18 protein-coding genes are annotated in these 24,790 nt (G+C 74.1%); 14 read left to right on the top strand and 4 right to left on the bottom strand.

What is annotated here, in order from left to right:
- Positions 1 to 87: 87 nt before the first annotated feature.
- Genes AC3D3D_RS09745 through AC3D3D_RS09735 form a run of 3 tightly spaced genes read right to left on the bottom strand, consistent with a single transcriptional unit; the run spans position 88 to position 2,401 of the window.
- On the bottom strand, positions 88 to 1,101 hold the full coding sequence (locus tag AC3D3D_RS09745; protein WP_463661876.1) for a Ppx/GppA family phosphatase: 1,014 nt from the start codon (positions 1,099 to 1,101) through the stop codon (positions 88 to 90).
- A gap of 30 nt (positions 1,102 to 1,131) precedes the next feature.
- The gene (locus AC3D3D_RS09740; RefSeq protein ID WP_463661875.1) at positions 1,132 to 2,058 is read right to left on the bottom strand and encodes an SRPBCC family protein; all 927 of its coding nucleotides are present in this window, start codon (positions 2,056 to 2,058) and stop codon (positions 1,132 to 1,134) included.
- The gene (locus AC3D3D_RS09735; RefSeq protein ID WP_463661874.1) at positions 2,018 to 2,401 is read right to left on the bottom strand and encodes an ArsR/SmtB family transcription factor; all 384 of its coding nucleotides are present in this window, start codon (positions 2,399 to 2,401) and stop codon (positions 2,018 to 2,020) included. Before AC3D3D_RS09735 ends, AC3D3D_RS09740 begins: the two co-directional genes overlap by 41 nt.
- A 155-nt stretch (positions 2,402 to 2,556) precedes the next feature.
- Here AC3D3D_RS09735 and AC3D3D_RS09730 point away from each other — a divergent pair, with 155 nt between their 5' ends.
- The 12 genes from AC3D3D_RS09730 to AC3D3D_RS09675 all read left to right on the top strand — a co-directional run bounded on the left by AC3D3D_RS09730 (position 2,557) and on the right by AC3D3D_RS09675 (position 19,478).
- Positions 2,557 to 4,047 (top strand): hypothetical protein, encoded by a 1,491-nt coding sequence (locus AC3D3D_RS09730; RefSeq protein ID WP_463661873.1) that lies wholly within the window; start codon positions 2,557 to 2,559, stop codon positions 4,045 to 4,047.
- Between the two features lie 208 nt (positions 4,048 to 4,255).
- Complete coding sequence (locus AC3D3D_RS09725; protein ID WP_463661872.1) at positions 4,256 to 4,537, top strand: metal-sensitive transcriptional regulator; 282 nt, start codon at positions 4,256 to 4,258, stop codon at positions 4,535 to 4,537.
- A 69-nt stretch (positions 4,538 to 4,606) separates the two neighbouring features.
- Entirely contained in the window at positions 4,607 to 4,831 is a 225-nt protein-coding gene (locus tag AC3D3D_RS09720) for a heavy-metal-associated domain-containing protein (RefSeq protein ID WP_463661871.1), read from the top strand.
- 139 nt (positions 4,832 to 4,970) lie between these two features.
- A complete protein-coding gene (locus AC3D3D_RS09715) occupies positions 4,971 to 7,370 on the top strand; it encodes a heavy metal translocating P-type ATPase (RefSeq protein ID WP_463661870.1) in 2,400 nt (799 codons plus the stop codon).
- Positions 7,371 to 7,596: 226 nt separating this feature from the next.
- Complete coding sequence (locus AC3D3D_RS09710) at positions 7,597 to 9,339, top strand: SPFH domain-containing protein (RefSeq protein WP_463661869.1); 1,743 nt, start codon at positions 7,597 to 7,599, stop codon at positions 9,337 to 9,339.
- The gene (locus AC3D3D_RS09705; protein WP_463661868.1) at positions 9,332 to 10,816 is read left to right on the top strand and encodes an SPFH domain-containing protein; all 1,485 of its coding nucleotides are present in this window, start codon (positions 9,332 to 9,334) and stop codon (positions 10,814 to 10,816) included. Before AC3D3D_RS09710 ends, AC3D3D_RS09705 begins: the two co-directional genes overlap by 8 nt.
- Positions 10,817 to 10,933: 117 nt before the next feature.
- Complete coding sequence (locus AC3D3D_RS09700; protein WP_488511924.1) at positions 10,934 to 11,911, top strand: IS481 family transposase; 978 nt, start codon at positions 10,934 to 10,936, stop codon at positions 11,909 to 11,911.
- Between the two features lie 10 nt (positions 11,912 to 11,921).
- Positions 11,922 to 14,810, top strand: coding sequence for a lysylphosphatidylglycerol synthase domain-containing protein (locus AC3D3D_RS09695; protein ID WP_463663448.1), 2,889 nt, complete (start codon positions 11,922 to 11,924; stop codon positions 14,808 to 14,810).
- Complete coding sequence (locus AC3D3D_RS09690; RefSeq protein WP_463663447.1) at positions 14,807 to 16,291, top strand: DUF2079 domain-containing protein; 1,485 nt, start codon at positions 14,807 to 14,809, stop codon at positions 16,289 to 16,291. The genes AC3D3D_RS09695 and AC3D3D_RS09690 overlap by 4 nt, the downstream gene beginning before the upstream one ends.
- An 82-nt stretch (positions 16,292 to 16,373) precedes the next feature.
- Positions 16,374 to 17,183: a copper resistance CopC family protein gene (locus tag AC3D3D_RS09685; protein WP_463663446.1), complete on the top strand. Its 810-nt coding sequence runs from the start codon at positions 16,374 to 16,376 to the stop codon at positions 17,181 to 17,183.
- An 82-nt stretch (positions 17,184 to 17,265) separates the two neighbouring features.
- Complete coding sequence (gene ilvA / locus AC3D3D_RS09680) at positions 17,266 to 18,525, top strand: threonine ammonia-lyase IlvA (RefSeq protein ID WP_463663445.1); 1,260 nt, start codon at positions 17,266 to 17,268, stop codon at positions 18,523 to 18,525.
- Entirely contained in the window at positions 18,522 to 19,478 is a 957-nt protein-coding gene (locus tag AC3D3D_RS09675) for a DUF4037 domain-containing protein (RefSeq protein WP_463663444.1), read from the top strand. The genes ilvA and AC3D3D_RS09675 overlap by 4 nt, the downstream gene beginning before the upstream one ends.
- A 150-nt stretch (positions 19,479 to 19,628) precedes the next feature.
- Here AC3D3D_RS09675 and AC3D3D_RS09670 read toward each other — a convergent pair whose 3' ends face one another.
- On the bottom strand, positions 19,629 to 22,313 hold the full coding sequence (locus AC3D3D_RS09670; RefSeq protein ID WP_463663443.1) for an MMPL family transporter: 2,685 nt from the start codon (positions 22,311 to 22,313) through the stop codon (positions 19,629 to 19,631).
- Positions 22,314 to 22,545: 232 nt separating this feature from the next.
- Between AC3D3D_RS09670 and AC3D3D_RS09665 the strand changes: the two genes are divergently transcribed.
- Together AC3D3D_RS09665 and AC3D3D_RS09660 are read left to right on the top strand one after the other, a co-directional pair.
- Positions 22,546 to 23,133 (top strand): TetR/AcrR family transcriptional regulator, encoded by a 588-nt coding sequence (locus AC3D3D_RS09665; protein WP_463663442.1) that lies wholly within the window; start codon positions 22,546 to 22,548, stop codon positions 23,131 to 23,133.
- Positions 23,134 to 23,161: 28 nt separating this feature from the next.
- Complete coding sequence (locus AC3D3D_RS09660; protein WP_463663441.1) at positions 23,162 to 24,781, top strand: patatin-like phospholipase family protein; 1,620 nt, start codon at positions 23,162 to 23,164, stop codon at positions 24,779 to 24,781.
- The last annotated feature ends 9 nt before the right edge of the window (positions 24,782 to 24,790 follow it).

Here is a 24,790-nt window from a genome sequence, read left to right as displayed (position 1 = left end):
GGCTGAGCCCGGACCGGGGCGTGGAGCCCGGCCCGCACGGGTCGGTCACACTGCGGTTCGTCGCTCCGCGGGGAGCAGACGCCGGGGTCAGACGAAGGACGAGACCGGTCCCCCGCCACCACGGCCGGCGGAGGCTCCCGCGCCCAGCGGCGCGAGGTTGTCGCCGTTGTCCGGGCCCGACATGTGGTCGATCCGCCGCAGGATCGCGCCCTCGCGCAGCGCCCACGGGCAGACCTCGACCTTGTCGACCCCCAGGTGGCGCATCGCCGACTCCGCCACGACGGCGCCGGCCACGATCTGGTGCGTGCGCTCGGGGGTGATGCCGGGCAGCTCCATGCGCTGCTCGGCGGGGATGCGCGCGAGGCGGGGCACCCAGTCCTGGAGGTCGCGCAGCGCCATCCGGCGCCGCTCCTCGGGGCCGATGACGGACTGCGAGAAGCCGGCCAGGCGCGCGAGCGAGCGGAAGGTCTTCGAGGTGACGACGACGTGGTCGGGCGCGGGCAGGTCGCCGAGGTCCTTGGCCACCGGCGCCAGCAGCTTGTCGATGCGCCGCTGGAGGGAGGACATCTGCTGCTTCTCGGGCGGGTCGGAGGTGAGGAAGTGCCGCGTGAGCCGGCCGGCCCCCAGCGGCAGGGAGACCCGGTACTCGGGCGTCTCGTCGATGCCGAGGGCGATCTCCAGCGAGCCGCCGCCGATGTCGAGCACGAGGAGGCGCCCGGCCGCCCAGCCCTGCCAGCGGCGTGCCGCGAGGAAGGTCAGCTCGGCCTCCTGGTCGCCGCTGAGCACGCGCAGCGGGACGCCCGCGGCCTTCTCCAGCTTCGCGAGCACCTCGGGCCCGTTCCTCGCCTCCCGGATGGCGGAGGTCGCCATGCCGACGAGCTCCTCGCAACCGAACTGCTCGGCCGCCTTCCGGGCGCGCTTGACGGCCTTCTTCAGCGCCTTGACGCCCTCGGGCACGATCGTCCCGTCGTCGGAGAGGTACTGCATGAGCCGGACCGTCGACCGGTCGGAGGACTCCGGGTCGGGCCGCGCGTCCCGCACGGCGTCGAGCACCACGAGGTGCACGGTGTTGGATCCGACGTCGAGGACTCCGAGGCGCATCCACACACGGTAGTCCCCGTGACCGCTGCGTCAGAGCGCCGCGGCGAGCGCGTCGAGCGTGAACTCCCAACCCTGGCGGTAGCTCGCGGCGGGGGCGTCGTCGGACCACGGCCCGCTGTGGCGCACGGTGAGCCGCGTGCCGTCGGCGTCGGGCAGGACCCGGATGTCGACGGCCTCGTCCGCGGAGGTGCCCTCGGCGTCGGCCCACCGCCACGTCATCGACAGCCGGCCGGCCCGGCCGGCGGCCGGGGGGACGACGTCGAGGTACCGACCGTCGAGCACGATGCCCGCGCCGGGCGCCTCGATCCGGTAGGCCCCGCCGGGCCGCACGTCGGCCTCGATCGTCACGTCGTCCCAGTGGCTCCACCACCACCTGCGCAGGCCGTCCGCGGTGGCCAGTGCCGCCCACACCCGCTGCGCGTCGGCGTCGAGTGTGCGACCGAGCTCGAGCGGCGCCCGCGTGATCGTCCGCCAGGTCCCGACGGCGGCGGACTCGACGTCGGCGTCGGCCGGCGCGCCCGGATCGGCGACCCCGAGCGCCCGGGCGAGCAACTGGAGGACCTGCTCCCAGCCGCCGCCGTACCCCGCGGCGTGGTCGGGCTCCGCCAGCTCGTGACGCAGCGTGAGCTCGGTGCGGTCGTCGTCGACCGGCCGGAACCGCGCGGAGATCATGCTCGTCGCCTCGCCCTGCCACGACCACTCGACGGCGACCTCGTCGTCCGCGCAGCGCAGCACGCGGCCGGTCGCGCGGTCCTCCGGGTCGTCGGAGAGCGCGGCCTCGAACGTGTCCCCGACCCCGGCCGGCTCGCCGGTCACCGTGCCGAACCAGCGCGCCAGCCGGGCGGTGTCCGTGCACGCGTCGCGCAGGTCGGCCGGCTGGGCCCGGTAGACCCGGACGAGGCTGAGGACGGGGTGGTCACGCGGTCCGGTCAGTGCCCGGACGATGCTCTGGTCCATGGTCTCTCTCCTTCGGTGTGCGTGCGGTCCGCCGCCCCCGGGCGAGCTCGGTCCCGAGCGCGTCGAGGCGCTGGGACCACAGGCGCGCGTAGCGCTCCGTCCACACGTCGACCTCGTCGAGCGCGCCGTCGCGGAGCCGGTAGATCCGCCGCGAGCCGCGGGCCTCGACCTCGACGGCCCCCGCCTCGCGCAGTACCCGCAGCTGGTTGGACACCGCCGGCTGGCTGATCCCGAACTCGCCCTGGACGAGCGCGCCGACCTCGCCGGCCGCCCGTTCGCCGTCGGACAGCACCTCGACGATCCGGCGTCGGACCGGATCGGCGAGGAGGGCAAAGGCGTCCACGGCCCCTGTCTATCATCACTCCGTGATATCAGCAATCACCAATATCTCGAACCGCCACACGCCCCCGCCCGGCACGAGGGGCCCGCCACCACCCGCCCCGGGCCACTCGCGCGTCACGTACCGTTGTCGGCAGGATCCCGACCCGGAAGGCCCCCATGTCCCAGCTCGTCCTGCAGAAGGCCGTCACCCCCGCGATGGCCAAGGTCTACCTCGAGAAGGGGCTCGACCGGGTCAGCGGTTTCGTCGTCCCGGCCGCCGAGGTCGCCACCCTCGCCAACACCCGCGACCTCTTCGCTCTGCACGGGCTGAGCTTTCCCGGCACCCCCTTCGCACCGGACCAGCCGATCGACGTCCTGCACGTGCCGCTCTCGCCGACCTGGCAGATGGTCCCCGCCACCGGCGGGCGCTCCGAGGTCGAGCGGGCCAAGGTCAAGGGGAACTTCCTCGAGCGCGAGCCCTTCACCGGCACGGGCTTCGTCGAGGTCGGCGACGTGCGCGCGCCCCTGGCCTGGATCGAGCACGACCGCCTCACCGTCGGCGCGCGACTGTGGCGCTTCCTGCCGGGCCAGGACGAGCCCGAGCACCTGGGGACCTACCACGGGCCGGCGTACGGCTGGCAGAACCACGCGGCCGGCGACCTCTTCGCCACCGCGGTGCCGTCCAAGCTCGTCGGCTACGTCGCCAAGGTCGACGGCACCACCTGGGCCGCCGACGTCCGGCTCGACGACGACGGCCGACCCACCGTCATCACGCTCGTCTCGCCGAGCAAGGACGCCGAGGCGCAGGGCTTCACCATGACCGAGGCCGGCACCTGGGCCAAGCAGGTGGTGCGCTCCGAGGTCGACGAGCTCGTCGCCATGCACTGCACGGCACGCTGGAACGGGGTGCCCGTGCGCGTCGTCGACGACCAGGTCGACCAGCAGGGCACACGGCGCGCCCGCATCTTCTCCATCGCCCGCGACGCCAAGCTCGCCGAGCGGCACAAGATGGACAAGCTCGACCCCGGCGTCTACGAGAAGACCGTCCCCTGGGAGGAGCTCGCCGACGTCGTCTACGCCCAGCGCGTGCCCAAGCAGTGGGCGACCGAGGAGCAGCTCGCCAAGGGCGAGGAGTACAAGCGCGAGCGGGCCGACGCCCGTTCGGCGGTCCCGCGGCCCCACGCGCCGGTCGGCTCGAACACCCAGCTCACGCTCGGCTCGCCGGAGGGCGCCGACGAGAACCACCCCGCCGTCAAGCACCGCGCCGAGCTGCAGACGATCGTGCGCGGCATGGTCGAGCTCGTGCCCGCGGACTGGCAGAAGGCGCGGCTCGTGGCCGTCATGCTCGGCACCCGCGGCGAGATCCGTGCCGGCGCCACCACCGCGGACGGCACCGAGGTCACGCTGCAGGGGCTGGGCAAGGAGGTCGCCCAGGCGGTGGCCAAGCTGCGGGTCGACTCCGCCGACAACGGCGGCAAGGGGGCGTGGCTGACGGCAGTCATCAGCGTCGAGCCGGCCGGGACCGTCAAGCTGGCCACCGACCACGTCATCCAGCCGACCTGGCGCACGAAGCCCAAGGAGACCGACTACACCACCGAGCTCGAGCGCCACCCCCGCGCCCCGGAGCACATCCCCGACTGGTGGTCCGAGCACCTTTCCGCCGACTGAGGCCGGGCCGACGGCGGCCCGCTGACCAGCAACCCCGGGACCGCGGGACCTCGGGCCCACCCGCCGTCACCCACCCGCTGGGAGCATCGACCTCGACGGGCGCCGGAGCCGCCGTCGGCGGTGACGACCTTCACCCCCAGGGGGTATCCAGACATACCCTGCAGGGGTATGCTGGGTCCTGCCCGGCACACGCACCCAGGAGGTCCCCATGCACGGCTACACCCACGACAAGGACGACATCGCCCGTCGTCTGGGCCGGATCGAGGGCCAGGTCCGCGGCATCAACCGCATGGTCGAGGACGACACCTACTGCATCGACGTCCTCACCCAGATCTCCGCGGTGACGAAGGCCCTGCAGACCGTCGGGCTCAAGCTCGTCGAGGGCCACGTCGGCCACTGCGTCGTCGAGGCCGCCGCCTCCTCCGAGGAGGAGGGCCGGGCCAAGGTCGCCGAGGCCACCTCCGCGATCTCCCGCCTGCTGCGCGTCTGACCCCCGACGCCGGGACCGCCACCCCCGGCCCCATGATCCTCAGCCCGACCACCACCGAAGGAGCACCCCATGACCACCACCGTCCTCGACGTCACCGGCATGACCTGCGGCCACTGCGCGCAGTCCGTCACCGAGGAGATCTCCGGCATCGACGGCGTCACCTCCGTCGACGTCGATCTGGTCGCCGGCGGCACCTCGCCGGTCACGGTCACCTCGCAGGCCCCGCTGGCGCAGGACGCCCTGCGCGCCGCGGTCGCCGAGGCGGGCTACGAGCTCACCGCCGTCCGCGCCTGAGCGGACCCGCCCGCTCCACCGGAAGCAGCACCACCAGCACCGACCGCCCGGCCAGACGTCGACGTCCCGCGACCCCAGGTCGCGCCACGCGGCGCACCACCCCCGCGGCCCGCCACCTCCCACGAGAAGAGGGCCCACGATGACCAGCACCACGCCCACCGCCGACGGGCACCCCCCGATCCTCGACGCCACCGTCCTCGGTGAGGTCGACCTCGAGGTCGAGGGCATGACCTGCGCGAGCTGCGTCCGCCGCGTCGAGAAGAAGCTCAACCGGCTCGACGGCGTCACCGCCACCGTCAACCTCGCCACCGACTCCGCCCACCTCGCACTCACCGCCGACGTCGAGGACACTGACCTCGTCGAGGCCCTGCGCTCCGCCGGCTACGACGGCCACGTCACCTCCCGCACCGGGATCGGCGCCCCCGAGCCCGACGACGGCCACGACCACGCCCCGCTCGGGGACGACGCCGACACCTACGACACCTCGACGCCCACCGAGCGCCGCGCGAAGGACCTGCGCCGACGCCTCGTCGTCGCCCTCGTCCTCGGCATCCCCGTCGGCGTGCTCTCCATGGTCCCGGCCTGGCAGTTCCCCGGCTGGCAGTGGGTGGTCATGGCCCTCGCCCTGCCGATCGCCACGTGGTGCGCCTGGCCCTTCCACACCGCCGCCTTCCGTGCCGCCCGGCACGGCGCCTCGACGATGGACACCCTCGTCTCGCTCGGCGTCATCGCCTCGACCCTGTGGTCGCTGTGGGCGATCCTCCTCGGCGGCGCCGGCGAGATCGGCATGCGGATGGACATGTCGCTGTGGCCGGCGCGGGAGTCGGCCCACGGCGCCCACGACGTCCCCCACCTCTACTTCGAGACCGCCGCGCTCATCGTCGTCTTCCTCCTCGTGGGCCGCTACGCCGAGGCCCGCTCGCGCCACCGCGCCGGCGACGCCCTGCGCTCGCTGCTCGAGCTCGGCGCGAAGGACGTCGCCCGGGTGACCGTCGCCCCCGACGGCACCCGCACCGAGGAGCGCGTCCCCGTCGAGCGGCTCGCCGCGGGCGACCTCTTCGTCGTCCGTCCCGGGGAGAAGATCGCCACCGACGGCGTCGTCGTCGAGGGCGCCTCGGCGGTCGACACCTCCCTGCTGACCGGTGAGTCGGTCCCGGTCGAGGTCGGCGAGGGCGAGGAGGTCACCGGCGCCACCGTCGCCACCTCCGGCTCGCTGCTCGTGCGCGCCACCCGCGTCGGCGACGAGACCACGCTGGCCCAGATCGGCCGCATGGTCACCCGCGCCCAGTCCGGCAAGGCACCCGTCCAGCGGCTCGCCGACCGGGTCTCGGCCGTGTTCGTGCCCGTCGTCATCGGCATCGCGATCGCCGTCCTGGTCGGCTGGCTGCTCGCCGGCGGCTCGACCGAGCAGGCCTTCACCGCCGCCGTCGCCGTCCTCGTCGTGGCCTGCCCCTGCGCGCTCGGCCTGGCCACCCCCACCGCCCTGCTCGTCGGCACCGGCCGCGCCGCCGGCCTCGGCGTGCTCATCAAGGGCCCGGAGATCCTCGAGTCCACCCGCGCGATCGACACCGTCGTGCTGGACAAGACCGGCACCGTCACCGCCGGGCGGATGAGCCTGACCGACGTGAGCGGCGAGGCGGACGCCCTCGCCGTGGCCGCCGCCGTGGAGGCCGGCTCCGAGCACCCCGTGGCGCGGGCGATCACCGAGGCCGCCGGCGAGCGCGGGCTGCCGCTGCCCGCCACGACGGGCTTCACCAACGCCGCCGGACGCGGCGTCCGGGCCCGGGTCACCCTGCCCGCGCCCACCTCCTCCCCCGACGACGCCGCGCCGGACGCCGAGGGCGGGCAGGTCGAGGCGCTCGTGGGCCGGCCGTCCTGGCTGGCCGAGGAGGGCGTCGTCCTCGGCGACCACGCCGCGGCCCACGCCGCCGCCGAGCGGAGCGGGGCGACCGCCGTCGTCGTGGCCTGGGACGGGGCCGCCCGGGGCGTGCTGTCGGTGCGCGACACCGTGCGGCCGGACTCCGCGCGCGCCGTGGCCGACCTGCGCGACCTGGGCCTGCGGGTCCACCTGCTCACCGGGGACAACGCGTCGGCGGCCCGGCAGGTCGCCGAGGAGGTCGGCATCGCCGCCGGGGACGTCACCGCCGAGGTGCTGCCCGCGGACAAGGTGGCCGTCGTCGAGCGGCTCCAGGGCGAGGGCCGGGTCGTCGCGATGGTCGGCGACGGCGTCAACGACGCCGCCGCGCTCGCGCAGTCCGACCTCGGCCTGGCGATGGGGACCGGGACCGACATCGCCATCGAGGCCGCCGACCTCACGCTCGTGCGCACGGAGCTGGACGCCGTGCCCACCGCCGTGCGGATCTCGCGGGCGACGCTGCGGATCATCAAGCAGAACCTGTTCTGGGCGTTCTTCTACAACGTCGGGGCGATCCCGCTCGCGGCGGCCGGGCTGCTCAACCCGGGCATCGCGGCGGCGGCGATGGCCGCGAGCTCGGTGATCGTCGTGCTCAACTCGCTGCGCCTGCGCCGCGCCGGCTGAGCCGACGGCAGGCAGGACGACGGGCCCGGTCGGGCGCGGGTCGGTCAGATGCCCAGCCCTCGCCACGGCCGGGCCCTCGCGCGTCGTGCCGGGCGCTCGCGCCTTGTGCCGACCGGGCCGAACTCCCCTGCCCGGGCCGCCACGGTGACCTGCGTCTCCTGGGAGACTGCGCCCACGGGGCGGACCGCGCCCCGCGAGTCCCCTCCCCCCCCGACGAGAGGCACCCATGTCCCAGGACACCAGCTTGGTGGGTCGCGCCCGCGGACTGGCGCAACGCGCTCAGCAGGGTCTGCAGGCGCTCGACGACGCCGCCGACTCCTTCTCCGTGGACGCCGCCGCGTTCAGCAACGCGAAGTCGACCGGCGGCGTCGGCACCCGGATCATCTCCCAGCGCTCCTCGCTCAGCGACGCCGGGCAGAAACTCAACCGCTCCACCTACGACTCCGGGCCCGACGGGCCCGTCCACGTCATCACCCCGATGGTCATGCCCAGCGGCGGCCGCATCCGGGCGCTCATCCCGGTGGCGGTGCTCGCCGTCGTCGGCGCCCTGGGGTACTGGATCCTCTCGGCGACCACCGTCGTCGACGTCACCCGGCTCGCCGGCGACGGCGGCATCACCGGCGGTCTGGCCGGCGCCGTGTTCGGGATCCACTACTGGGCGCTGCTGCTCGTCCTCGCCCTGTTCCTGTGGTGGCGGGCCGGGATGGTCATGGTCCCCGACGGCTGCCAGGCGCTGATCTCGAGGTTCGGCAAGGTCGAGCGGGTCGTCGGCCCCGGCCTGGTCACCCTGCTCAACCCGTGGCGCCGCGTGTCCTACATCGTCAACACCACCCGCGAGTACCCGTTCAACGCGCCCATCCACGAGGCGCCGACCCGCTCGGGCGTGCAGGCCTCGGTGGACCTGTTCCTCCAGTTCCGCATCGACGACCCGCGCGAGTTCATCTTCGTGCTCGGCGCCGTCCAGGGCTTCCAGGACAAGCTGAACAACGCGATCTCGGAGACCACCCGATCGCTCATCTACGAGCAGGAGGCCGCCGACATCTACGACCTCGTCGGCGAGTCCACCCAGACGCTGCTCGACCAGCTCAACGCCCAGTTCCGCCCCGCCGTCGAGCTCACGCACGCCAACATCACCCACGCCGAGCCCTCCAGCGAGGAGTACCGCGCGGACCTCGGCGCCCCGGAGATGATCCGGGTGGCCAAGGAGGCCTACACCTACGAGTACGAGCTCCAGCTGAAGAAGGAGCAGAACGAGGGTGACCTCAACAAGGACCTCGCCTCGCTGCGCGAGACCCTGAGCTCGATCCAGGCCGACATCGCCAAGTACCAGGCGCAGATGGACACCGCCCTCGAGCGCGAGACCAACCGGGCGAGCGCCCTGGCCCGCCAGCGCTTCGTCGAGTCGGAGTCCACCGCGCACGCCAACGCGGCGCTGCTGGAGGCCCAGGCCCTCGACATCCGGGCGCTGTCGGCCGCCGACGCCCCCGAGATCCTCTCCTTCCGCTACCAGCAGGACCTCCTCGACCGCCTCGAGCAGGTCGCCGAGTCGCTGCCGCAGATCGTCCAGGTCGGCGAGCACGGCGGCGGGGTCGACTTCCTGCGCATCGCCTCCGAGCTCGTCGGCGGCTCGGACCTCGAGCTGTTCTCCGACGAGGAGCTCACGCAGATCCGCGACCGGGCCGCGGCCATCGAGACCCGCGTCGCCGAGCGGCAGGACCGCATCGCCGAGCTGCTCGAGCCGCCCGAGGAGACCGAGGTCGCCATCGTGGCCCCCCCCGAGGAGGAGGAGCTGCCCGGCGCCGACCGGCTCGAGGAGATCCGCCGCTCGGTCACCGACGGCGAGCCGACCGGACCCGCCGCACCGGCCGCCGACCGGGCCGCCGAGCAGCCCACCGACCGGGCCACCGACCGGCCTGCCGAGGACCCCACCACCGCGCCCGCCGTGACCGAGGAGGACCGTGATGTCTGAGCAGACCGTCACCCGCTCGATGTCGTCGATCAAGGAGTCCCTGGCCTCGTGGGGCGAGGTCGCCCAGCTGCTGCGCGGCGGCGACCGCGGCTCGCTCGTGCCCGTCGTCATCCCCCGCTACCAGCGCGGGCTGCGCTGGCTGTTCCTCGCCGGGGTGGGCCTGTGGCTCGTCCTGGGCGGCGTCGTGTCCGCCGTCGACGACCACGGCGGCCGCGCGCTCTGGTTCTGGATCGCCGGCGCCGCGCTCATCGCCCTGGCCGTCGTGTGGTGGTGGCGCTCCTCGATCGTCGAGATCGAGGAGGGCACCGTCGGTGTCCAGTCCACCTTCGGCGCCATCACCGCCTCCCCGTTGCCGCCGGGCCGCCACTACCTGTGGCACCCCTGGAAGCGGGTGGACTACGTCGTCGACGTCACCACCGAGATCCCCTACACCGCGCCGGTCCTCGCCTGCCCCACGGCCGAGTCCGTCCCGCTGCGCTCGATCGAGTTCTTCCTCAAGTTCCGCATCCACGACGCCGTGCAGTTCGTCCGCACCATCGGCGCCGGCAACTTCGACCTCGTGCTGTCCAACGCGGTCCAGGACGCCATCCGCCAGCGCTCGCGCCTGGTGCGCACCGAGCGCGCCCACGACCTGCGCGGCTCCGACGTCGCCGACATGCAGGAGCTGCTCAACCGTCAGCTCGCCCGCTACGGCGTGCAGATCATGGGCTGCAACATCCCCGACGTCCAGCTGCCCGAGCAGTACCAGCAGCACATCGCCACCCGCGAGCGGGTCGCCAAGGAGCTCTCCGCCTACGAGAAGGAGTGGGAGCTGACCCGCAAGCGGCGCATCGACACCCTGCTGATGGACATCGAGCGCTCGAAGAAGGTCCGCGACGCCAAGGTCGTCGAGGTCAACGCCTCGCTCAACGAGGCCCGCAAGAACGTCGCCCAGCAGCTCGAGGAGCAGGAGACCGAGGCGCAGAAGGTCCGCTGGGAGATCGAGACGAAGGGGCGCACCAACCTCGTCGCCGCCCAGGGCGAGGCCCGCGCCCAGGAGCAGCTGGCCACGTCCTACCGAGACAACCGGGCCGTGCTCGGCTACGAGCTCGCGCGCCGTCGCCTCGAGGTGGGCTCGACGCTCACCGCCCACGCCCCGCGGCCGGTCATCGTCCACACCGACGGCGCCTCGGGCGACCCGTCGGCCCTGTCGACCCTGCTGCTCGCCCAGCTCCTGCCCGGCCTCGACGGCGGCGGGCGCGGCGGCCGTGGTCCCGGATCGGGCTCGGGTGGGGCCGGCACCGGCGCCCCGCGCCGCCTGGACGCCGACGACGTCGCGCAGGCCGCGCAGTCCCTGCTCGGCACGCGCAGCGGCGGCGACGGCGAGGACGGGCCCGTCGTGCAGCCGTTCCCCGAGGACGAGCAGGGGGTCGGCGGGCGTGAGACCCGTCGCTCCGGCGGGGTCGAGGGCAGCCGCTCCGGCCGTCGCGGCAGGTGAGCCCTAGATGTTCTGTCCACGGACGTTAGGTACGGCGTGGCTGCTAGACGATGACGAAGACCTCCGGGTGAGGTGTGAAGCGACCAAGCATTCGCATCTCACAAACCGGAGGCCTTCGTGTCCCACGCTAACGCTCGATTAACCCCTGCTGGTCGGTTGCGACTGGCCCAGCTCGTCGTTGACAAGGGATGGACGCTGGCCCGTGCTGCCGAGCGGTGGAACTGCTCGGTGACCACGGCCAGGAGGTGGGCCGATCGGTACCTGGCCGAGGGCCGCGCCGGCTTGGTAGATCGATCCTCCCGGCCGGCTCTCTCGCCCCATCGGACCGCGACCCGTGTCGAGCGGCGCGTGATCGGGCTGCGGGTCTCGCGGCGCTGGGGGCCGGCTCGGATCGCCTACCGATTGCGGATGGCGGTTTCCACGGTGCACAAGATCCTGCGCCGCTACGCCTGCCCGCCGCTGGCCTGGACCGACCCGGCCACCGGGGTCCGGATCAAGTGGTCCCGGCGCAAGGTCAACAGCTATGTCCACGACGCGCCCGGCGACCTGGTCCATGTCGACATCAAGAAGCTCGGCAAGATCCCCGACGGCGGCGGCCACAGGGTGCTGGGCAGGGCAGTCGGACGGAAGAACACCAAGCGCGGCAAGATCGGCTACTGGTACATCCACAACGCCGTCGACGACCACAGCCGGCTCGGCTACAGCGAGCTGCTCACCGACGAACGCAAGGAGACCGCCGCCGCATTCTGGCAGCGTGCCAACGCCTACTTCGCCTCGGTCGGGGTCACCGTCCAGCGGGTACTGACCGACAACGGCGCCTGCTACCGCTCCCGGACCTTCGCCAACGCCCTCGGCGAGACCATCGCGCACAAACGAACCCGGCCCTACCGCCCCCAGACCAACGGGAAGGTGGAGAGGTTCAACCGCACCCTCCTCGAGGAATGGGCCTACGTCAGGCCCTACTCCTCCGAGTCAGACCGTGCTGGAAGCTTCACCGACTGGCTCCACACCTACAATCACCACCGCGGTCACACCGCACTCGGCGGCAGATCACCAGCCGACCTCGTACCCAACCTGCGTGGACACAACAACTAGACTCCGACGCATGACAGGCGGGGCCGACGAGCCGGGCACCGACGTGCCCGAGGAGGAGGCCCCGCCCTCGTCCACCGCCCCCACCGCCCCCGCGCCTCTCCCGTCCCGGGCGGGCGACCGCACCGCGGTCACCGCCGACGAGCCCGAGGAGGAGCCGCCCGGACCGCAGATCGACCCGGTCAGCGGGCGGCCGATCTACCTCGACACCCCGGTGCCGCCGCCCACCGCCCGCGCACCCAGGCGCTCGGTCCTGCTCGTCGACGCGTTCGACTCCCGGGTCCGCCAGCCCCTGGACCTGCTCCGGCTGCTCACCGCCCTGCTCGGCCTGGCGGTCGTGCTCGTGCTCGCCGTCTACGCCCGCGGCACGACGCTCGCGGTCACCGAGGACGTCCAGGACGCGGTCAGCGGGTTCTTCCGCCAGCTCTTCCAGCTGCCGGTGACGGCCCTGGAGGGCCTGCTCACCTTCTTCATGCCGCTGGCGGTGCTCGCCGAACGCCTCTGGCGGCGCCGCTGGCGCTCCGCGGTGCATGCCGTGGTCGCCGGCGCGCTCGGCTACCTCCTCGTCCTCGGCGCCCTCGAGGGCCTGGACCAGCTCACCGGCTCGGAGCTGTTCACCTCGCTGACCATCACCAGCGTGGGTCGGGCCAGCGTGCCGCTGTCGCCCTTCATCGCCGCCCTGGCCGGCATGCTCGTGGCCGTCGGCCCGGCCACCGCCAACCGCCTGGCCCGCTGGTCGTGGAACCTGCTGTGGGTGGTGCTGGCCCTGCAGATCATCCAGGGCGGGCAGACCCTGCCGGGCGCGATCGTCGCCGTCCTCATCGGGTCGATCGCCGGGTACGGGGTGCGCTACGCGGACGGCGTCGTCCACGAGCGGGCCACGGGCACCGCGCTCGTGCGCGGGCTGCGGCGCGCCGGCGTCGACGCCACCGCCGTCGTGCGGCTCGACAAGCCCGGCCGCAACGCGAACGTCAGTGCCTGGACGGTGACCACCGACGCGCCGCTGGGCTACATCGATCCCCCCACCCCCTCCGGTCGCGGCGCGGGCCGCACCGCCGCGCAGGACGACGCGACCGGTGAGAACCCGGGTGTCGGGGGGATGCTCGACTCCGAGGAACCGCCCACCGCCGAGTCCCTCATGGCCGCGGTCGACGCCGCCGGGTCCGACACGATCCGCACCGACCCCGTCACCGACGTGCCCGCGCTGCTCGCCCGCGCCGGCTCCGCCGCGCACCCCGATGCCGACGGCACCGCCGCCCCCGGCCGCGAGTACGCCGTGTGGGACGCCGCCGGCCACCGTCACGACGTCCGCCTGCTCGACGGCGACCGGCAGGTCGTCGGCTTCCTGTCCTCGATCTGGGAGGCCGTCCGGCTGCGCGGCATCGACCGCCGCCCCGTCACCTCCCTGCAGGACGCCACCGGGCGCGTGGCGCTCATGTCCCTGGCCGCGGCCTCGGCCGGCACCCGCACACCGGCGCTGACCTCGGTGACGACGTACCGGAACTCGGTGCTCATCGTCCAGGACCACGTCGAGGACCTGCGGCCGATCGACGAGGTCGAGGACGACGAGCTCGGCGACGACGTCCTCGACGACGTGTGGCGCCAGCTGCGCCGGGCCCACGCCCGCGGGCTCACCCACCGCGACCTCACCGCCGAGAACGTCCAGGTCGACGGCTCCGGGGCGGTCTGGCTCACCGGCTGGGAGTCCGGCGAGGTGGCCGCCCCCGAGATGTCCCGCCGCCTCGACCTGGCCCAGACCCTGGCGCTGCTCGGCGTCGTCGCCGGCCCCGAACGGGCGCTGGCCTCCGCGGGCCGGGTGCTCACCCGCGAGCAGATGGCGGCCGTGGCGCCGGTCCTGCAGCGGGTGGCGCTGCCGATGTCCACCCGCCAGGCGGTGCGCCGCCACCCGCAGCTCCTCGGCTCGCTGCGGGACACGCTCGTCGCCCTCGTCCCGACGGCGGACGTGCCGCCGATCCGTCTGGCGCGATTCTCGGTCTCGACCGTGGTGATGACGACGCTGCTGCTCGTCCTGGCCTACGTGCTCATCTCCTCGCTCAACTTCTCCGAGGTGTGGTCGACGCTGCGCTCGGGCGACCCCACCCTCATGGCGGTGGCCTACGCCTTCGGCCTGGCCACCTACATCGGTGCGGCGATGTCGCTCATGGCCTTCTCGCCCGCGCGGCTGCCGTTCGGGCAGACGGTCGTGGCCCAGGCCGCCGGTGCGCTGGTCGCCCTCGTGGCCCCCGCCGGCATCGGGCCGGCGGCGGTCAACATGCGCTTCCTCGCCAAGCACAAGGTGCCCACGCCGCTCGCGGTGGCCTCGGTCGCGCTGGTCCAGGTCTTCCAGTTCGTCGCCACGGTCCTGCTCCTGGTCATCGTCGGCCTGGCGACCGGGTCGGTGGGGACGCTGAGCCTGCCCAGCGGCTCGGTGCTGTGGGGCGCCGCAGCCGTCATCGCGATCGTCGGAATCGCGATGGCGGTGCCGCCCGTGCGGCGCTGGGTGTGGTCGAAGGCCGCCCCCACCATCAAGCAGATCGGGCCCCGCCTCATGTGGCTGGTCTCCAGCCCGCAACGGCTGGTCGTCGGCGTGGGCGGCAACCTCATCCTCACCGCCTGCTACGTCGCCACCTTCGGCCTCTGCCTCGCCGCCTACGGCGAGACCCTGCCGCTGGCCACGCTCGCGCTGACCTACCTCGTCTCGAACTCCGTCGGCGCGCTCGTGCCCTCGCCGGGCGGCATCGGCCCGGTCGAGGCGGCCCTCACCGGTGGCCTCACGGTGGCCGGCATCCCGCCCGCGACCGCCCTGTCGGTCGCGCTGCTCTACCGGGTGCTGACGATGTGGGGACGCGTGCCGGTGGGCTGGGTGGCGCTGACCTACCTGCGTCGGAAGAACCTGGTGTGACCGCCGCGGCCCGCCGGCCCGACGACCGGCCGGCCACCGCGGACCCGGCCACCGCCCGGCGGTGGGACGACCTCGTGGTGCCCGCCGTCGTCGTGCTGTCCGCGAGCGCCGCCTACGTCGCGCTGGCCTGGCCGGGCTGGCGCGACGTCGCGACGCCGTCGTGGGACCTGGGCATCTTCACCCAGCTGGCCCGCGCCTACAGCGAGGGCGGCGCGCCGATCGTGGACATCAAGGGCCACGGGTTCAACCTGCTCGGCGACCACTTCCACCCGATCCTCGTGCTGCTCGGCCCGCTCTACGCCCTGCACCCCTCGGGGTGGACGCTGCTGGTGACCCAGGCGGTCCTGCTGGGGCTGTCGGCGTGGCCGATCACCTCCGTGGCGCGCGAGAAGCTCGGCCGGGCGGTGGGCACGCTCGTCGGGGTGGCCTACGCCTTCTCCTGGGGACTGCAGGGCGCCGCGGCGGTGCAGTTCCACGAGATCGCCTTCGGCGTGCCGCTGCTGGCGATGGCCCTGGCCGCGTTCCTGCGGGGCCGGCCGCTGGCCACCGCCCTGTGGGCCGCCCCGCTCGTGCTCGTCAAGGAGGACCTCGGGCTCACCGTCGCCGTCCTGGGCGCGGTCCTGCTCTGGCGGGCCGCCCCGGTCGGCGGACCGCTCCTCGAGCGCCTCGACGCCGCCGCACGCAGCCGCGCCGGCCGCATCGGGCTGGCCCTGGTGGCCTGGGGCGTGGTCTGGCTGGTGGCGACCGTCCTCGTCATCCTCCCGGCACTCAACCCCGCGGGCAGCTACGACTACGTCGACCGCCTGGGCGACGAGCACGCGGACTTGTTCGCCACGGTGGTGACGGTGCTGTGGCCGCCGGTCAAGGTCGCCACCCTCGCCCTGCTCGTGCTCGCGGCCGGCGTGCTCGGGGTCCGCTCGCCGCTGACGTGGCTGCTCGTGCCGACGCTGGGCTGGCGGTTCCTCGGCAACGTGCCCTACTACTGGGGCTGGGAGTGGCACTACTCGGCGATCCTCATGCCGGTGGTCGCGGCCGCCCTGGTCGACGTCCTGCGCCGCCATCACGTGCAGGTGCGCTGGGCGTCCGCGGTGGCCGCCGCGACGAGCACGCTCGTGCTGGGCAGCCACCTGCCGCTGGTGTCGACGTTCGCGGGCGGCGTCCCCGAGCCGAGCCCGCGGGTGGCGGCCGCGCAGGGGGCGGTCGAGGCGGCCGGCGCCGTCGAGCCCCGCTCCGGCGACGAGCCGGTCGTCGTGGCCGACATCTTCCTGCTCGACCGGCTCGTGCCCCACGCGCGGGTGCACTGGATCGGCAACGAGGGCAACCCCGTGCCCGACGCCGTCGTGCTCGACACCTGGCGGCGCGAGCCCGCCGGGCAGGACGTGGAGTCGGTGGCCGAGCGCACCTTCCCGGGCTGGGACTTCCAGGTGGTCTACGACGTCGACGGCTACGCGGTGGCGGGGCTCGTCGGTCCGCGGGACTGAGGCCCGCACGCTCGCCCGGCCGCGGCGTCCTATGGTGGTCGGGGCCGCCGTGCAGGCGGCCGAAGGACCGAGGAAGGAACCCATGTCGCACGCGTTCGCCAGCACCCGGCCGACCTCCGTCGCGCGGAGCCGCGCCTGGTGGGTGGTGATGCTGATGGCGCTCGCGGGACTCGTGCTCACCGCCGTCCCGGCGCACGCCCACGACACCCTCATCAGCTCGGACCCCGAGGACGGCGCGAGCCTGGAGGAGGCTCCCGAGGAGGCGGTGCTCACCTTCTCCGCCGAGATCACCCCCAGCGGTGCGCTGGCGGTGCTGCGCGACGCCGACGGCACCGAGACCGAGCTGCCCGAGCCGACCTACGACGGGCGCGACGCGGTCTGGGAGCTGCCCGCGCTCGAGGGTGACCAGACCCTCGTGTGGTCGGTCATCTCCTCCGACGGCCACCGGATCGAGGGCGAGATCGACTTCACGGTGACCGCCTCCGGTGCCGGCGGCGAGGAGCCGACCGACGACGAGACGCCGTCGGACGAGGCCGGCGGGGCCGGTCAGGACGAGGAGACCTCCGCGGCGGGCACCGACGACGGCGACGCCGCGCAGGACGACGCCACCGAGGACGGCGACTCCGGTGAGGACGCCGGGACCGAGGACGACGCCGCGGCGGACGACGCGGCCGGCACCGACGAGGGCGCCACGGACGGCGCGGCCGACGCCGCCTCCGAGCCGGCCGACGACGCGGCCACCACCGACGAGGAGGACGACGACTCCGGCTCGGGCCTCCTGCCCTGGATCGGTGCCGGGCTCGTCCTCGTCGCCGGCGCGGCGGTGTGGTTCTTCATGAGCCGGCGCGGCTCCGGGACCGGCGACGCGGAGCAGGACGCCACGGACGCCTGACCGGGGTGGGACGCCTGCCCGCGCGCCGGTCACCCGCCAGACGCCCGCGCGCGCCGGACCTCGCCGGTGCCACGATGGGGCGATGAGCGCTCCTACCGCCACGGACGTCAGCCGGGCCGCGCACCTCCTGCGCCCCGTCGTGCGCCGCACCCCGCTGGAGGTCGACGCCCGACTCTCCGAGGCCGTCGACCACCAGGTCCTCATCAAGCGCGAGGACCTGCAGGTCACGCGCTCCTACAAGGTCCGCGGCGCCTACACGGTGATGTCGGCGCTGGACGACGACCAGCGCGCCGCGGGCGTGGTCTGCGCCTCGGCCGGCAACCACGCGCAGGGCGTCGCGCTGTCCTGCGCACGGCTGTCGATCCACGGCACCGTCGTCCTGCCCGGCACCACCCCGCGGCAGAAGCGGGCCCGCATCGCCGAGATCGGCGGCAGCTGGGTCTCGACCGTCGTCGTCGACGGCCCCTTCGACGACGCCGACCAGCACGCCCGCCGCCTCGCCGACGAGCAGGGCCTGACCTACGTCCACCCCTTCGACCACCCGCTGACCGTGGCCGGGCAGGGCAGCGTCGGCGTCGAGATCGCCGAGCAGATGACCGAGCGGGGCCAGAAGCCGGGGGTCGTTGTCGTGCCCGTGGGTGGCGGCGGGCTGCTGGCGGGCGTCGCGCTCGCGCTGAAGAACCGCGCGCCGGGGGTGCGGGTGGTCGGCGTCGAGCCCGAGGGGGCAGCGTCGCTGCAGGCCGCCCTCACCGCCGGGGGGCCGGTGCGGCTGCCGGAGGTCGACGCCTTCGTCGACGGTGCCGCCGTCGGCCGGATCGGCGAGGTGCCCTTCGAGATCGCCCGCCGGCTGGTCGACGAGGTCGTCTCGGTACCCACCGGGGCGGTCTGCACCGAGATGCTGGCGATGTACCAGACCGACGGCATCATCGCCGAGCCCGCAGGGGCGCTCGCGACCACCGCGGTGGCCACCGGCCTCATCGACGTCGGGGGCGCCGGACCGGTCGTGTGCCTCATCTCGGGCGGCAACAACGACGTCTCGCGGTACGCCGAGATCGTCGAGCGCTCGGCCATCCACGAGGGGCTGCGGCACTACTTCCTCGTCACCTTCCCGCAGGAGCCGGGCGCGCTGCGCGCCTTCCTCGAGGAGACGCTGTCCGGCGACGAGGACATCATCCACTTCGAGTACACCAAGAAGAACAACCGGGAGACCGGGCCCGCACTGGTCGGGATCGACCTGGCCCGGGCGACCGACCTCGCCGGGCTCGAGCGCCGGATGGAGCAGGCCCCCATGCGCATCGAACGGCTCACGCACGGCAGCGGGGTGCTGGAGATGCTGCTGTGAGCACCGCTGGGACCGGCTCGCCGGAGGGTGGCGGCGCTGCCGGCGGTCCGGCGGCCGGTGGTCCGGCGGACGGCGTCCCGGCAGCCGGTGGTCCCGGCGGCCCGCCCGCGACCGACGGGCTGAGCGACACCACCCGGCTGGTCCTCGCCGCGGCGCAGGCCTACGCGGCCCTCGACGGCGTCGTCGGGGTCGCCGCCGGCGGCTCGCTGGCCACCGGCCGGGAGGACGCCGCCTCCGACGTCGACCTCTACGTGATCAGCGCCGGTGGTCCGCCGGCCGTGGCGGCCCGGCTCGCCGTCGTCGAGGCGCTCGGGGGCGCCCGCCGCCTCGACCTGGACCAGCGCTACTGGGACACCACCGACCTCTACACGCATCCGAGCGGCCTCGACCTCGACGTCATGTTCTGGGACGCGGCCTGGGTCGAGGACCGCCTCGACGCCGTGCTCGACCGGCACGAGCCCGCCGTCGGGTACACGACGGCGCACTGGCACACGGTCCGGCACTGGCTGCCGCTGGCCGACCCCGACGGCTGGCTCGCCCGCGCCCGCGAGCGCGCCTCGGTGGCCTACCCCGAGGAGCTGCGGCGCGCCGTCGTCGGGCACGGGTGGCCGCTGCTGCGGGGCACGATCACGAGCCTGCCGGCCCAGGTGGCCACGGCCGCGGGGCGCGGCGACCTGGTGGCGCTCAACCACCGGGTGGCCGAGCTGCTCGGCGTCGTGCACGATCTCGTGCTCGCGGCCAACCGGGTCCCCCACCCCGGCGAGAAGCGGCTCGGCACGCTGGTGCCCGAGCTGTGCGCCTCGCTGCCCGAGGGCTTCTCCGCACGCACGACGGCGGTGCTCACCTCGGCGGCCGAGCCGGACCGGGTCGTCGGAGCGGTCACGGCGCTCGTGGACGCGATCGAGGTGTGGCTGCGCACCGAGCTCCCGGACGTGCTCCGGCCGGCCACCTGACTCTGGCCGCCGCCCTCACCTTCGTCGAGACAATGGGTTGTGCCTCGAGACGATGTGTTGAGGGCATCGTCTCGAGACACGACCCATGTTCTCGCGAGCCTGCGCCGGCGGAGCTGAGCCCGCGGAGGGCGGGCCGCGGCGCCGTTCGAGTCAGTCCTTCCGGTGCTTCGCGGAGCTGCCGCCGGAACCGGCCTCGGACTCCCGCTCGTCCACGGAGCCGGCCTCCTCGGCCACAGCCACGGCCCCAGCCTCGGCCTCGGCACCCGTCATCTGGGCGTGCCGGCGCTCGAGGGCGGAACCCTCGACGTCGACCCGGGGCAGGATCTTGTCCAGCCACCGGGGCAGCCACCAGGCCGAGCGCCCCAGCAGGTGCATGACGGCGGGCATGAGCAGCAGCCGCACGATGAAGGCGTCGAGGACCACGCCCACCGCCAGCGCCAGGCCGAAGGTCTTGATCATCGTGTCGTCGGCGCTAATGAACCCGGCGAAGACCGCGGTCATGATGAGCGCCGCGGCCACCACGACCCGGCGTCCGCCCCGGAGCCCCTCGACCACGGCCACCCGGGCCGGCGCACCGTGCACGAACGCCTCGCGCATGCCGGTGGCCAGGAAGAGCTGGTAGTCCATGGCGAGCCCGAACAGGCCGCCGGCGAGGATGACGGGCAGGAAGCTGATGAGCGGCCCCGGCGTCGCGATGCCGAACAGCTCCGCGCCCCAGCCCCACTGGAACACCGCGGTCGTCACGCCGAAGGTCGCCAGCACGGACAGGACGTACCCGGCCGTGGCCACCAGCGGGACGAGCAGCGAGCGGAACACGGTGACGAGGATGAGCAGCGAGAGCCCGACGACGACCGCGAGGTAGGTCGGCAGGACGTCCGCCAGCGACTCCGAGATGTCGATGTTGATGGCCGACTGTCCGGCCACGCCGAGCTCCATGTCGCCGTCGATCGGGGGCAGGGCCCGCAGGTCGTGGACAAGGTCTGCGGTGGACTCGGCGTTGGGGCCCTCGGTGGGGATCACCTGGAAGGAGGCCAGCGAGCCGTCCTCGGAGACCCCGATCGGGGCGAGGGCGACGACGTCGTCGTGGGCGGCGAGCTCGTCGGCCACGGCCACCTGCGCCTCGAGCTGGCCGGTCTCGTCCACGCCATCGGGCAGGCTCGCGGTGACCAGCAGCGGGCTGTTGACGCCGGCCCCGAACGACTCCTCGATCTGGACGTAGGCCTGGTGGGCGGTGGAGTCCACCGGCTCGGAGTCGCCGGCCGGCAGGCCCAGGCGCATGGACATCGTGGGGATGGCCAGCACCGCGAGAGCCACGACGCCGACGACGGTGGTGAGGATCGCCCGTCCCGTGCGCATGGGGGTCGGTCGGGTCCGGGCGCCGTCGCCGGCCGCACCGGCCGAGCCGTCGCCGGCCGCCTGCACCTCGGCGATCGCCGCCTCGCGCTGTTCGCGCGCCCTGCGCCGCAGGATCCGGGTGCCCGCCAGGCCAAGCATCGCCGGGACGGCGGTGATGCCGAGCAGCACGGCGAAGCCCACCGCGACCGCACCGACGGTGCCCATGAGCCCGAGGAAGGGGATGCCGACGACGTTGAGCGCGAGCAGGGCGAGCGCCACCGTGGCGCCGGCGAACACCACGGCGGTGCCGGCGGTGCCGTTGGCCATGCCGACGGACTCGCGCACGTCCATGCCGGCGAGCAGCTGGGTGCGGTGCCGGTTGACGATGAACAGCGCGTAGTCGATGCCGACCGCCAGTCCCAGCATGACGCCGAACACCGGGGTCACCGAGGTCATGGTGACCACGCCGGAGAAGGACAGGGCGGTGAGGATGCCGATGCCCACGGCGGTGATGGCGGTGACGATCGGGAAGACGGCAGCCAGGGCCGAGCCGAGGACGACGACGAGGACGATCCCGGCGATGACGACGCCGATGACCTCGCCGATACCGAGAATCTCCGGCACGCCCTGGGCGATGTCGGAGGAGAGCTCGATGTCGACACCCTCGATGTCGGCCCCGGAGAAGTGGTCGATGACGCCCTGGCGGGACTCCTCGGGCAGCTCGATGGCCTGCTCGGAGAAGGTGATCGTGGCCAGCGCGGTCGAGCCGTCCTCGGAGACGGTGCGGATGCCCTCGGAGTGCTCGAGCAGCGAGGTGCCGAGCCCGTGCTGGACCTCGCCGGCCTCGAGCTCGGCCTGCCCCGCGGCCAGCTCCTCGCGAGCGACGTCGAGCTCGGCCTGACCGGCCTCGAGCTCCTCGCGGGCGCCGTCGAGCTCGGCCTGACCGGCGTCGATCTCGTCGGTGGGCAGCCCGGCGGCCTCGAGCTGCTCGCGGGCGGCGTCGATCTCGTCCTGCTGGGCCTCGAGCTCGGCGAGCCCGGCGTCGATCTCGGCCTGACCGGCGTCGGCCTCCTCGGTGCCGGCGGCGAGCTCGGCGCGGCCGGCCTCCATCTCGGCGGCCGCGTCCTCGAGCTCGGTGACCTGCGCCGCGCGCTGCTCCTCGGCGGCGAAGGGGTCGAGCGTGCCGGTGACGTCGTCGAGGCCCTCGGCCCCGGCCACGAGCTCGGCGATCTCGGCGCGCTGGTCCTCGTCGAGGGCCTCGCCGTCGCTCGAGGTGAACACCACCGTGCCGGTCGCGCCGGACAGCTCGGGCATCTCCTCGGCCAGCTCGTCGATGACCTCGCCGGAGGCGGTGCCGGGGATGTCGAAGGAGGTCGAGAGCGTGCCACCGAACGCGGCGAAGGAGCCGGCGGCGACCCCCAGGACCACGAGCCAGGCCACGAGCACCGTCCAGGCGCGTCGGGCCGCGAACTTTCCGAGCCGGTACAGGCCTTCGGCCATGGGGGTGCCTCTCGTGTCGTCGTCGGGTGCGCGTCGCGGGCCGGCCACCGCCGGGCACTCGCCACGGTCGGTGCGCCGTCTCGGGGACAGAGACCCCGCGGACGCCTCGACTAACCTAAGACGAGACGTTCCGTCTCATCAAGGCGAGCGGGACCTCGACGGCGGTGCGACCGGTCACACCGGGGGTGGCCGTCGATACGATGTCGACCGGGACGAGGAGGCCACAAGAGAAATGAGTGCGACCCGGAGCGGGCCGGTCCGCAGCGAGGCCGCGCGGTCGGCGATCCTCGACGCCACCGCGGCGCTGTTCGTCGAGCGGGGCTACGACGGCCTGACGATGGAGGCCATCGCCACCACCGCCGGCGTGAGCAAGCAGACCATCTACCGCTGGTGGGGCTCCAAGGGCGAGGTCCTCACCGAGGCGCTGGTCGACGGCCGGCTGCTCGACGGCACGGCGGACATGCCCGACACCGGCGACATCTACGCCGACCTCACCGGCTGGCTCGACGACCTGTTCACCACCCTCATCGACCCGGCGAGCGAACGCGTCATCCGCTCGCTGCTCGCCGCCGCCACCGCGAACCCCGGCGTCGCGCTGCGGATCTACGAGCACCTCTCGGGCGAGGACGAGGACACCTTCGCCCGGCGGCTCGAGCAGGCCGTGGGCACGGCACCCAACCTCTACCCCGGCGCCCCCTTCGCCGAGCTCGCCGAGGCCCTGGTCGGCGCCATCGTGCTGCGGGCCATCAGCCAGGCCCGCCCGCGCCCCGGCGACGCCGAGCGGGTCGTCCTCGCGATCCTCGGCCCGCGGCCGTCCTGACCGCGCGGGCGACACCTAGGGTGGGGGCATGAGTCGCCGCCTGTCCCCCGGCCGGTGGGTCCCGACCCTGTCCCGATGTCGCAACCGGGCCACCGGCCTCATCCTCTCCGGTGGTGGGTCCCGTGCGGACTTCCACCTCGGCGCGCTGCGCTACCTCTACGACGAGGTCGGCATCGCCCCGACCGTCATGGCCGGGGCCTCCGCGGGCGCCATCGTCGCCGCGGTCCTCGCCCAGGGCCGCGGGCACGGGGAGCAGCGCGCGTGGCTCGACCACCTCGACGCCATGTGGCGGCAGATGGACTCCCCCGACCAGATGTTCACGCCCCAGCCGTGGTGGAAGGCGCTGACAGAGCGCGGCCCGCGCTACCTCCAGCTCCTCGACCCCATCAACTGCGGGGCCGCCGACCGGGCCGCCGCCGAGCCGCGTCAGACGCCCACCACGGCCGCCGAGGCCCGGGCCGCCGTCGCGGCGACGGAGCCCGCCCCGGCCCCCGGCTGGACCGCGGCGCAGGTCATGCAGATGATCGGCAACCTCCCGGCACTCGGGCGCGCCGGCGGCGACCTGGCCGGGATCCTGCGCGGCGCCTCCCAGGCGGGGGCGATGTACACGCCCGGACCGGTGGTCGACGCCCTCATCGACACCACCACCTTCGACCCCGACCGCGTGCGCGCCGCCGGCACGGTGCTGCGCGTGGCCATGGTCGGCCTGCAGTCGGGCGAGCTGCGCTTCACCGACCAGGACGGCGTCCTGCGCGACCGGGGGGACGTCCCGCTGCGGGGCGAGGACGGCGAGCCGGTGACCACCGACGACCTCACCCTGGCGGTGTGGGCCTCGTGCGCGATCCCGGCCGTCTTCCACCCCATCCCCATCGCCGGCGAGCACTACATCGACGGCGGCGTGCGCGAGAACCTGCCCGCCGACGTCGTGCTGGACAAGATCGGCGTCACCGACGCCTGGGCGATCGTCTGCCACCCGCCCGGCGCCGACGCCGGCGACTCCCCCGTGGGGACCGACATCGTCTCGGTGATGATGCGCGCCGGCACGTCGATCATGTCCGACGAGCAGCTGCGCGACGAGGTGGTCTTCGCCCGCGAGGCCGGGGCGAAGGTCGTCCACGCCACCGTCGACGTGCACGACACGATGACCGTGGACCGTGGCCTGACCGCGCTCATGGCCGACCACGGGTGGCTCCGCGCGGCGCAGACCCATCACGGTGCGAGCGAGGCCGAGGAGGAGGACGGCAGCGCGGTGGTGCGTGCGCGGCGTCGGGCCTGGGAGATCGAGGAGCTGCTGCTGGCCCCCGACGGCTCGGGCCGGGTGGCGGCCCCCGAGGGGTCCTCGGGCCTGGCCGGGCTCGCCACGGCCGGCGGCTCCGGGGCCTCCGCGCCGCCCGCCCACCGGATGGACCTGCGCACCGAGCTGCGCCGGCTCCTGCAGCGCGAGCCCGCCCGCGACTCGCGCGACGCGCTGGTCGAGGAGCTGACCGAGGTCAAGCGGCAGGTCCGCCACCACCTGGAGCGGGTCCCCGCCGCGCACGTGCCCGCCGACGCCGACCTCTGGTGGCGCTCGTGGGAGACCCACGGCGAACAGATCGACGCGGCCCCGGTGTGGGACCTCGACGCCGGGCCCGCCGACGACGGCGCCTGACGACCCGGC

The organism is Georgenia sp. X1117, assembly GCF_057784635.1.
Note: the sequence above shows the minus strand (reverse complement) of the source record. Positions and strands in the feature narration are given on the sequence as shown.